The sequence below is a fragment of the Enterococcus sp. E5-37 genome (assembly GCF_035726925.1).
GTDB lineage: Bacteria > Bacillota > Bacilli > Lactobacillales > Enterococcaceae > Enterococcus_B > Enterococcus_B faecium.
Genome location: NZ_JAPMLG010000013.1, coordinates 60,582 through 70,865, shown reverse-complemented (window position 1 = coordinate 70,865; position 10,284 = coordinate 60,582). Strand labels below are relative to the sequence as shown.

The following is a 10,284-nucleotide window of genomic DNA, read 5'->3' as shown; positions in this document are numbered from 1 at the left end:
CTTTTTGAATTTCTTCCATATCAATAATCTTATGTTTATTTACGACTCAAAGATAAAGTTATGGATAGTTGATCGATTAAGTACAATAGATATTTGCAAGAATTATCTAAATCTGAAAATAAAGTTGTGGAATGGCAACAGTTTTTTTGGTTAGTCAAAATAGCTAGCACAGATATATAGCCTTATTTCCATTAATTCACTAACCTTTTTCTAAAACAATTTGTTCCAGTTCTTGTAGACTTTCAATTTGTATGTCTGCTTCACTCTGATCGATTTGCATTGGTTGTTTTAGTGCCACCGTATAGATATTTGCTGCCTTTGCTGATTTAATACCAATCGTTGAATCCTCTACTGCAATAAAGAAGTCACAGTCTAATTGCTGTTTCGCTTTTAAATATATTTCGGGATGTGGTTTGCTTTGTTTTAATGACTCACCACTTATAACAAAGGAAAAATATTCAGTAAGTTCACATTGAATGAGCATACTCTCTATCTCGACAGCTGGAGAAGAAGATGCCAGTGCCAATGGTATATCCCGCTTCTTGAGGAAGTCAAGTAACGGTTTCACTTCTTTTCGTAAAGCTTTAGCGAAATCAATTGGATGCGTTTTTCGATAATCTACATATTTCGGATAAAGTTCCTCTCTTAATGATTTGTCCTCAGGAACTAATGTTTCCCATATTGCAGCTTCTGTTTTCCCCACATAATCATCAATCTGGTTTGATCCTGGATCTATCTCCAGTTCTTGAAAGAAGTTCATTCTTCTCTCAAAATAAAATGTCTCGCTGTCTATGAGTACCCCATCCATATCAAAAATTACTCCCATTGTCATTCGAATTCACTCCTATCCTTGAACAATATCGCTCAATAATCGCAACTCTAAATCTGGTATTTCAATTGTGTATTCCCTTTCAATCTCAAAAAAAGCGCTATGAATTTTATCCATTATTTCTCCATTTGCTTGCATATATTCTTCAATGTCCTCTTGCTCATCCACACTTTCTTTACGTACAATTCGTTCAATCATGCAACTACAGTGAAGGTACAACAAAAACAGCTGATTATTAGAAAAATCAAAATTTAATAACTTCGATAATTCTTTAATTGCTTTTTGTACAAAAGATAGCACCTTATCTGGATCCAAAATGGTTAAATTTTCGACAATTTTACTAATTGAAAAATTGAAAATTAATTCTTTTTGTAAATCGTTCACTTCAATAGTCAGCTCTTTTTCCAAGTAATGAACAAATTCGCCAATTGCTTCCCCATTAATCAGGCGATCTAATCCAATATATGGAATCTGATTAATTTTGGGATCTTCTGTACCTACAATCATGATGACATCGTATAATTGAAAAGGAGTCTCAAAATTCTTGTTTTCTAACAGCTTTTTGTAATCATACGGAATAATTACTAATTCTCTAACTGCATCTTTCAAGCATTTCGTTAAAATCTCCTGAATCTGGGTCGCACTACCAATCCCTGTATAACAACAAGTAATGATGGCTTTCTTTTTCTTTTTCTTGGGAAGTAGTAACTGCTTTTTGAAAGTAAGACTTGTTTCAATTTCTGCTCCTATTTCGGTGATACTTTTATTGTTTAATACTTGTTGGCCGACTTCCAATAATAACGGTGTATTGATATGATCAATGATTAACAGTGGTCCATTTAGATGATTCACTAATAAACCGCCTAGTTGGTTTAGTGAACCCATATCTACCAATAAAATCAAGCCTGAATCTGTTCGATAATCTCCAAGGAATTGAATCAATTTTGCTTCAATTTTCTCTAATGTAATATCTAAAGGCATATCATAAGCTTGAAAAACGTTCTTATTCAGCATACGGTTGGCAACATTCGCCATACTACTAGCTGTAGAATAACCATGAGCTAGCACAATACTCTTAATACCTGTTTTAACATTCGTGACATTCAAACTATAAAAATATAGCGTAATAAAGAAAATGTCCTCTTCATACACAGGTTGATCTAAACGCTCAGATAAAAGGCTTAAGATTTTTTTTGCATACCAATAAGGGGTTTCAAGAACATTAGCAAAAAATTCGTTAAGCTGATCTTTGGTTTTCTTTTCTTGAAGACTATTTTCAAAAATCACTTGATTATCCTTGACATATAGATAGTTGGCCAAAGCGACTACCCGGTTACCATCTTGTTCAAACCCGTAGCTTTCTCGCATAAAATCAATACTTTGACGAATATGATAGTTTAGAATGGCGTATAAAGACTGCTCTTTTTCGTAATCCTCTTGAAAAATAAGCATATCCATTACTTGTGTTACCTTGGTAACCATTTCTTCTAAAAATAGTTTAATATCCTTGTTATTTTCAATCACTTCAGAGAATCCAGTAAGTAATTGGTCAAAAAATTGAACAAAAAGCTGATTGTTTCTTTCTAGTTGCACTTGTCGTGTTTCTTCTGGATAGTAGATTCGATCTGCTCTTTTCTTTCTGGGTTTATTTAGTTGCTCTTTGAATTTATAACTGTACTCTAAAGGCATATCCAATAATTTAACTTGAATTGTTTGCTGACTCTTCTGGTGGATATATGCGTTTCCGCAAGCATACTTGATAATATTTTTAATATTCCCCACGTTACCTTCAAAATCACTATTCATTAAGAAATGAATCAATGCATCAGAAACAGATAGTTCCTTAGCTAAAATTTTACTCTCAGAAACAAAAAATTCATCAATCAATGACAGACGTTCAAACGACGGACGTTGTTGAAATCTAGGTAGATTAACAATAACTGGCAATCTCCTAAGAAAAGTTGGTAAGAAAGTCGTATATATATTTTCTGTTGTTGCAAAGACTAATCGAACATCGGCTTTTTTCCGAATACTATTATCCCCCATAGGAGAGAATTCACCCGTATCCATAAATGTAAATAATTTCTCTTGCCCTTCTTCAGATAAGCGATGCACTTCATCTAAAAACAATACTCCTCCATCGGCTTTTTCTAACAAACCAGTATGCTCCTGGCTTGCTCCGGTAAATGCTCCTTTCGTGTAGCCAAATAAAGCAGAGGATAGTAACTCTGGATTGCTCACATATTGTGCACAATTATAATCTATGAAAGGTGCCGATGTGTGAATGACCTTTTCTTCTACTGCATATTCATATATTTTATTCGCTAGAAAGGTTTTCCCTGATCCACTAGCGCCGATCAATAATAAAGGCAACCCTTTTCCAGGATATAAGACTGCCGTTTTAATTTGATCAATTGCTTCTTTCAAACTTCCTTTAGAGCCAATTACTTGATCTAATGCGGGTTTTTGAGAAATTGTTAACAAGCTTTCAATTGATTCTATTTCGGAGTTATTCAGTGTGATATGTAGTTCTTCAAGAGCTGTTCTATGTAAAAATAAAACCGGGTAACTTTTTACTTTTATGAAAAGCCCTTCGCGAACACCTTCATTTAAGTAGCTACTGATTGTACTTCTATTCAACTGTAAAGCTTGCGAAATACTGCGAGCTGAATAATTATCTGAAGGCGTAGATTTCAAAAGCAATGTTAGTTGATAAAGATAGTCATTTAATCGCTGCATCTTGCCACCTGCTTTCACAATATGTACTAGTTATTTTACCATATGTACTAGTTATTTTACCATATGTATAAAATCACATTGAAGAAAACAAGGTGGCTTAATTTCTCAAGCCACCTTATTTAGTTTGATCTATTCTTTAATAAGTTAGTTTCCACATATAACGTCTCTTAGTTAATGGATGTTCTCTTGCTTCTGACAATTCTTCTGCATAAACTCTAAATACTGCAGTAATCACGAATGGGTTAAAGTAGTCTAAGACTTCTTTAGCAATATGTGAAGACAAGCCATAATCCAAGGCATCTACAACTTCTGTTTTCGTATCAAAGCGTTCAAGGAAAGTTAATGCTCGAGCATCTATATTTCTAGTTTTTCCATCATTCATTAATAATATAAACGGTACGTCTTTATCCACAATTTCGAATGGTCCGTGGAAAAATTCTCCTGAATGGAAGGTACCAGAATTAATCCATTGCATTTCCATCATCAAGCAAATTGATGTTGAGTATGCTACTTCATGTGTAGCACCACTACTCATTACATAAATAACTTTTTCATCTTTAAAGCGTTCAGCAAATTTCTTCGCATCTTTACGAGCTGATTCTGCACTTTTTTGGGCAAGATCATAGATAGTAGCAAATCCTTCTTGCATTGCTTCATAATGGTCATAACCTTCTACTTGATGTAAAAGTTCTACTGCCAATTCTAAACAGTAGCCTGTTTTTTCTAATTTAGCAGCATAGTTCTCTGCAAATCGATGATAAATTACATAATCTGCATCTTTTGTTAACGGTGAGTCAATGCTTCGTGTTAGACTAATAACTGTAGCACCTTTTTCTTTAGCTACTGCGTTAGCTTCAACTGTTTCTGGAGTCGTACCTCCTAAAGAAGCTGAAATAACGACAGTTGACTCATCTACAGATGCTGGTGTTGCATAGTTAAATTCGTTGGCTGTGTAATGACTAATCCGTAACTGCTTCGCATTTTGGTCTAGAAAATACTTTGCAGGATAAAGGTCCGCTTTTGAAGCGCCACAGCCAACAAATACGATTGATTTTACCTCTTTTTTCGCTACGATTTCTTTAACAATTTCTTTTGAATTCATCAATTGAATTCCTCCTTATTTATATTATTCAACCAAATTTATTGGTTATTCCCTTATTGTAAGATACCTAACAAACTAAAAATAATTCCTCCGACTAAACAGATTGCCAACATCCATCCTGTTTTGACCTTTTTCTGCAATAACCAGTACATGAAGAAGGTTAATCCTAATGGTAAAAATTGTGGCATAATACTATCTAATACATCTTGTAAGACAAAAGCTTTACCCATTTGAATTGGTGTTGTAATCCCGATCATGCTGGCAATCATCGAACCAATGACCATCAACCCCACAATGGAGCAAACATACATTACTTTATCCATCAAACCTTCTTGATACAGTTTAGACAAGTATTTATTCCCCATGTTATAGCCAATTTTCCCACCATAGTAAGTAACTAAAAAGGAAGGTACAAAGGAAATTAACATTGCTAGAATTGGACCTAAAATACTACCTTGTTGGGCTAAATTAATTCCTAGTCCAAAGGCTAATACCCGAATCGTTCCTTGAAAGAAAGAATCACCAACACCAGATAGCGGTCCCATCAGAGAAGTCTTCACTGCACTGATTGATTCCGGATTAAAGTTTTCTTGGTCTTCGTAGTATTGCTCCTCCATAGAAGCAGTTAACCCTAACACAAATGCACTTGTTTGAGGGGTACAGTTGTAGTACATCATATGCCGCTCGTAAGCTTCTTTCTTCATTGCTTCATCTTCTGGATTCTTGTAAATGTTATCTAGAATTGGTGCAATTCCGTACATAAAACCCATGTTCATTTGTCGTTCATAGTTCCATGAGGCTTGAATTGCCCATGAACGCCATAAGAACTGCCGATATTTCCATGCATTTTGATCTTTCTCTTTCACTTAATTTACCTCCTTATAAGTCATCTAATGGATCTGGCTCATTTTGGTTACCATTTGAGTTTTTACCTTGAACTTGAACCATGACAAACGCAACAATACATGCGAAGGCTGCAATACCAATGATTCCCAATCCAGAATAAGCAGTAATTAAAAATCCAAGTAATAAAAATGGCACCATTTTTTTCGTTAACATCGTTTGTAATAACAACGCAAACCCATATGCTGGTAAAATTTTACTTGCAACCGTTAAGCCATTTGTTAGCCACTCAGGAATCGCATCAACAATCTGAGAAACAAGATTCGTTCCAAAATAAATTGCTAGAAAAATAGGAATAAAATACATGAGAGCATATAATCCCGAGCCATAAAGTATATGAATTCTCCTTGCTTGGCTAAATTTCCCTTGTTCGATAAAGCGATCCGCAACGTGAGTCAAATTTGACAAAATCGTCCGCATCAAGATACCTAGTATTTGACCTAACACTGAAATTGGAATGGCAATCGTTAATGCTGCTTCTGCATTCGCATTTGATAAAATGGCAAAGGCTGTAGCAATAATTGATGCCATATTCATATCAGGTGGTGCAGCAGCTCCGATATTTACTAATCCTAAGGACATCAATTCCAAAGAGGCTCCAACAATTAATCCTTTTTCCATGTCTCCAAGTACCAAACCAACAAGCGTACTGACAATCAACGGTCGTTCAAAATTCATTCTTCCTAAAAGCCTTGAGTCTAAAATACAAAAAACACCGATTAACCCTAAACCAATTGACTGAACGAGCATTTTCATTCCTCCTTTATAACATTGTATTCAAATCTTCTTTTTTAGAAGTTGGTACCTGTTGAATAAATTGTTTAATGCCAAGAGCTTTTAATTTTTTGGCATCTTCTTGCTCAGATTCATTCAAGAAAATGGCATTACTAAATTGCTTGGAACCTTCTTTTTTGATTATCCCTCCATAGTTGATTTCTTGTACTTTAGGATAGGCTTCACAAAATTGACGAATTTCTTTTGTATTACCAAAAATAAGCATGATATTTTCGTTAAGTGTTTCGATTTTAGGCATTTTTTCTAGTAACTGTTCAACTGAAAAAATTGTTAATTTAATGCCAGTCGGTTTAGATAAATTCAAAGACATTTTTTTGAATTCATCATTCGCTGCCTCTTTATTGGCAATAATAATACGATTGATATTTAATGATTTACTCCAAGAAAATACTACCTGTCCGTGCAACAAACGATGGTCAATACGTACTAATTTAATCATAGGTCATCTCCTCCAGTAAGTTGTTCTACTAATAATTTTCTACAATCAATCACTGATTGTTGACTCTCTCTAATAAGCTTTTCTAGCTCACTTTCCCCAATTTTTCCATTATAGGTTGCAATAGAAATAACTAAAGGTAAGTTCATTCCAGTAATTAATTGCAATCCCTCATACTCTTTAATAATAGTGAGCATATCATTATTCACACTACCACCTAGAATATCAGTTAAAATGTAGGTTTCTTCTATATCTATTGTGGCTAAAAGTTTTTTTATTTGTACCAAAATAGATTCATCTTCATCTCTAAATGCTGACAAGGCATGAATTGGTACACTATCTCCAATAATCATTGTCGCTGTTTGCTTTAATCCTTGAGCAAATTCCCCATGGCTGGCAAGAATTATAGTTGCCATTTTCATTCCTCCTATCCTTACGCTTTTCTATAAGCAAGATGCGTGCCAATTTTAGGAAACGCTGTCAATTAGAGGTTTTTCTATATCATGCCAACACTTTTCTTTCCCTAAATTATAGTGTTGATGAAAGTGTGGGTATTTAAAGGTGTCTAATTAAATGATCACTGTAATTGGAATTTAGCTTTGCCCCAATCCCCCGCCACATCCTAAGAAATTTTCTTCCACATACGAAATAAAGCGTAAAAAGCGTCCATTAATATTTTTTTCGGTAATTACAACAAAAAATAGAACTTAATGTGCTACAGTATATGAATACACGTTCATGTGAAAGGAGATGTTATAGTGGAAATCAAGGTTTTATTTGAAAACTCAAGAATAAATTTGAACTTTAAAAGTGGACATGGGTTATCTCTCTTAATTAACTACTCAGGGAAGAAATATCTCTTCGATGCTGGCGCTAATAAAAAATTAGTCTATAATGCGACTAAAATGGGGGAAACTTTGAATGATCTGGAGGCAGTGATTATTTCACACGGTCATTCTGACCACACCGGCGGGTTAAGATATTTAAAATCAGGAAACGCCCCTATTTATACAGCTGAAGGTGTAACTTTACCCCATTATTTAAAGATTTTAACCACGTTTCTGTATGTTGGTATTCCTAAAAATGAAATCCTTAAAATGCATGAGAATTTACATACAATAAAAACGAAAACAGAACTTGCTCCGAGCTTCCATATCATCCCCCTAGGCAAAGCAAACTCGACCACCAAGAATTTATACAAAAAGATGGATGATAAATTTGTTTATGATGATTTTTCAGATGAATTATTGGTCGTAATTGAGCAAGAAGACGGTCTGATTGTCTTTACTGGCTGTAGTCATCATGGCATTATCGATATGATGGAAATTGCTCTTGAAACATTTCCGACTAAACCCATAAAATACCTAATCGGTGGCTTCCATATGATTGGCATACCTTATATAAATAATTTAGGTCTACCTGAGCAAGAGGTAATGAAAATTGGAAATAAATTGAATGACTCACGAGTAGAAAAAATCCTTACTTGCCACTGCACAGGTTCAAAAGCCTTCACCATATTAAAAACACAGTTAGGAAACAAGCTAGAAGCTATTAAAACTGGACAGCACTTAGAGATAAGTTAAAAGAGAAACTGATAGGACTGTCGAGAGGACAAAAGCTATATGAAATATCCCCTCTAATGTTTGCTGGCGATAACACAAAAGGCAGACCTTCTGTGAATAGGGCTACCTTTTTGTGTTTTTTCACTAACTTTCAATATCTTGGTCATTCAAGGAAAATCACCTATATTTCTGTGTGGGTTTACTTCCTTATTAAATCGAGTCATCTATTTCGTTTATTCACTTTTTCAAGTGGACATTCATTAAGCTGTTTATGGCAGAATAAAAGTACATACAAGGGGGTGCGGATGTTTTTTTGGACCTTTTTCAGCAATTACATTCCTGTTTCTTCCGATATTGAAGAGGACTTAGTCCTCCTAAAGATAACTTGATTCGATGATTATTATACCACTGGATGTAGTCATCCAAATGATCCATAAATTGATTCATTGAGGTGTTTTTCCAGTCCCGTTGGTAAAACATCTCATTCTTTAATCGCCCAAAGAAGCCTTCACACGCAGAGTTATCTGGTGAGCAACCTTTTTTTGACATGGAACGTGGTAAATTTGCTTTGTTCATCCTTTCAATCCAACCAGGCCATCTATAATGAGCCCCGCGATCAGAATGAACAATTGGCCGTTCTTGGTTTTGAAGTGTAGCTAGTCCAATATCTAACATAGTATTCACTAATGCTGCATCAGGCTTGGTGCCAATTGTCCAACTAATAATAGCTCCATCATAACAATCAACAATTGGCGACAAATAAACTTTTCCTGCCGGGATTTTGAATTCAGTAATATCAGTCAACCATTTTTCATTAGGCCTTGTCGCTTTAAAATTACGATTCAATAAGTTTGGTTGTGCAGTACTGATCTCACCAGCATACGAAGAGTATTTTTTTCGTTTGGAAAATGTAACGATTAGATTTTCCTCGATCATCAACATCCGTACAACTTTTTCAGAAAGAATTTTCCCCATATTCTTTAGTTCTTGATGAATTCTGCGGTAACCATAAGAGCAGAAGTTACTGTTGAAAATGGTCACGATCAATTGACGTTCTTCAGCATATTTATCTGGTTTATCAATTACATGTTTCTGATAAAAATAGCTGCTTTTAGACAAATAAAGCTGTTGAAGAAGTTCATTTAATTTAAATTGATTTCTTAAGGCATCAATCAATCGTGTCTTTTCCTGATTTGTCAGTTGAAGGAGATTGATGCCTTCTTCTTTTTTTAGCAGTTCAGTAGCTCCTTCAAGTAATGCTTTCTCGAGTTGCAATTGGTGTACTTGTTTTTGCAATTCTTTAACTTCCGTTAACAGTAACTCTTTTTGTTCTTCTTGATTTTCTTGAGTCATACGCAGTGGAAAACACCTTCCAAGATACATGTCTTTCCATTGATACAAAGTGACTCTACTGATGCCTTCGGCTTCAGCTAAGCTTTTTCTGTTGGCCTGAGGCGCATAGAATTTTTTCAACACGTTATCTTTTTGATCTTGGGTTAACTTTACTGCACTTTTCCGAAGTTTTCTAGCCCCAGGCGCTAGTTCTTCACACCAGTGCCGTAAAGACTCTCGATTAGGGTAACCAAGCAATCGAATCGTCCTTGCATAGCACTGTCCATATTCAAAATAATGATTCACAGCTACTCGTTTTTGTTCTTCAGAATACTTTGATTTTTTTCGGTGTTCTAGATGAAGCGCTCCAGATATCAAATATTCATTGTACCATTTGCGAAGTGCGCCAACGGACGGATAGCCTAATTCACGAATAGTAGCGGCATAGGAGCAATCGTACTTTAAAAATAACTGAATGGCTTTTACACGTTCTTCGTGGGAAAACATACGAACATTCCTCCTGTGTTCATTTTTAGTCCAGGATTATGTCCGCACCCCCAGATTGCAAAGAAAAGTACACAATGTT

9 protein-coding genes are annotated in these 10,284 nt (G+C 35.0%); 1 reads left to right on the top strand and 8 read right to left on the bottom strand.

Translation table 11 applies throughout. The features are described 5' to 3' along the window. Window positions 1-199 precede the first annotated feature (199 nt). From OS138_RS10845 to OS138_RS10815, 7 genes are all read right to left on the bottom strand, one after another. The gene (locus OS138_RS10845) at window positions 200-832 is read right to left on the bottom strand and encodes an HAD family hydrolase (RefSeq protein ID WP_002298365.1); all 633 of its coding nucleotides are present in this window, start codon (window positions 830-832) and stop codon (window positions 200-202) included. Between the two features lie 12 nt (window positions 833-844). After that, window positions 845-3,568, bottom strand: coding sequence for a sigma 54-interacting transcriptional regulator (locus OS138_RS10840; protein WP_002347642.1), 2,724 nt, complete (start codon window positions 3,566-3,568; stop codon window positions 845-847). A 136-nt stretch (window positions 3,569-3,704) separates the two neighbouring features. Next, window positions 3,705-4,670, bottom strand: coding sequence for an SIS domain-containing protein (locus OS138_RS10835; RefSeq protein ID WP_002347643.1), 966 nt, complete (start codon window positions 4,668-4,670; stop codon window positions 3,705-3,707). A 53-nt stretch (window positions 4,671-4,723) separates the two neighbouring features. Next, complete coding sequence (locus OS138_RS10830; RefSeq protein WP_002298371.1) at window positions 4,724-5,536, bottom strand: PTS system mannose/fructose/sorbose family transporter subunit IID; 813 nt, start codon at window positions 5,534-5,536, stop codon at window positions 4,724-4,726. Window positions 5,537-5,549: 13 nt separating this feature from the next. Beyond that, entirely contained in the window at window positions 5,550-6,323 is a 774-nt protein-coding gene (locus tag OS138_RS10825; RefSeq protein WP_002298373.1) for a PTS mannose/fructose/sorbose/N-acetylgalactosamine transporter subunit IIC, read from the bottom strand. 13 nt (window positions 6,324-6,336) lie between these two features. After that, window positions 6,337-6,807, bottom strand: coding sequence for a PTS sugar transporter subunit IIB (locus tag OS138_RS10820; protein WP_002298375.1), 471 nt, complete (start codon window positions 6,805-6,807; stop codon window positions 6,337-6,339). After that, window positions 6,804-7,220: a PTS sugar transporter subunit IIA gene (locus tag OS138_RS10815; protein ID WP_002343823.1), complete on the bottom strand. Its 417-nt coding sequence runs from the start codon at window positions 7,218-7,220 to the stop codon at window positions 6,804-6,806. Before OS138_RS10815 ends, OS138_RS10820 begins: the two co-directional genes overlap by 4 nt. Before the next feature lie 342 nt (window positions 7,221-7,562). Here OS138_RS10815 and OS138_RS10810 point away from each other — a divergent pair, with 342 nt between their 5' ends. Beyond that, on the top strand, window positions 7,563-8,387 hold the full coding sequence (locus OS138_RS10810; RefSeq protein ID WP_010726505.1) for an MBL fold metallo-hydrolase: 825 nt from the start codon (window positions 7,563-7,565) through the stop codon (window positions 8,385-8,387). A 303-nt stretch (window positions 8,388-8,690) separates the two neighbouring features. Here the strand turns inward: OS138_RS10810 and OS138_RS10805 are convergent, their stop codons facing one another. Then, window positions 8,691-10,205 carry an IS3 family transposase gene (locus OS138_RS10805; RefSeq protein WP_325070113.1) on the bottom strand — a complete coding sequence of 505 codons (1,515 nt, stop codon included), beginning with the start codon at window positions 10,203-10,205 and terminating at the stop codon, window positions 8,691-8,693. Between the last annotated feature and the right edge of the window lie 79 nt (window positions 10,206-10,284).

What these genes read in the sequence shown, in the direction of transcription:
- OS138_RS10845 (WP_002298365.1), bottom strand. Translation starts at nt 832, where the DNA reads ATGACAATGGGAGTAATTTTTGATATGGATGGGGTACTCATAGACAGC.
- OS138_RS10840 (WP_002347642.1), bottom strand. Translation starts at nt 3,568, where the DNA reads ATGCAGCGATTAAATGACTATCTTTATCAACTAACATTGCTTTTGAAA.
- OS138_RS10815 (WP_002343823.1), bottom strand. Translation starts at nt 7,220, where the DNA reads ATGGCAACTATAATTCTTGCCAGCCATGGGGAATTTGCTCAAGGATTA.
- OS138_RS10805 (WP_325070113.1), bottom strand. Translation starts at nt 10,205, where the DNA reads ATGTTTTCCCACGAAGAACGTGTAAAAGCCATTCAGTTATTTTTAAAG.
- OS138_RS10825 (WP_002298373.1), bottom strand. Translation starts at nt 6,323, where the DNA reads ATGCTCGTTCAGTCAATTGGTTTAGGGTTAATCGGTGTTTTTTGTATT.
- OS138_RS10820 (WP_002298375.1), bottom strand. Translation starts at nt 6,807, where the DNA reads ATGATTAAATTAGTACGTATTGACCATCGTTTGTTGCACGGACAGGTA.
- OS138_RS10835 (WP_002347643.1), bottom strand. Translation starts at nt 4,670, where the DNA reads ATGAATTCAAAAGAAATTGTTAAAGAAATCGTAGCGAAAAAAGAGGTA.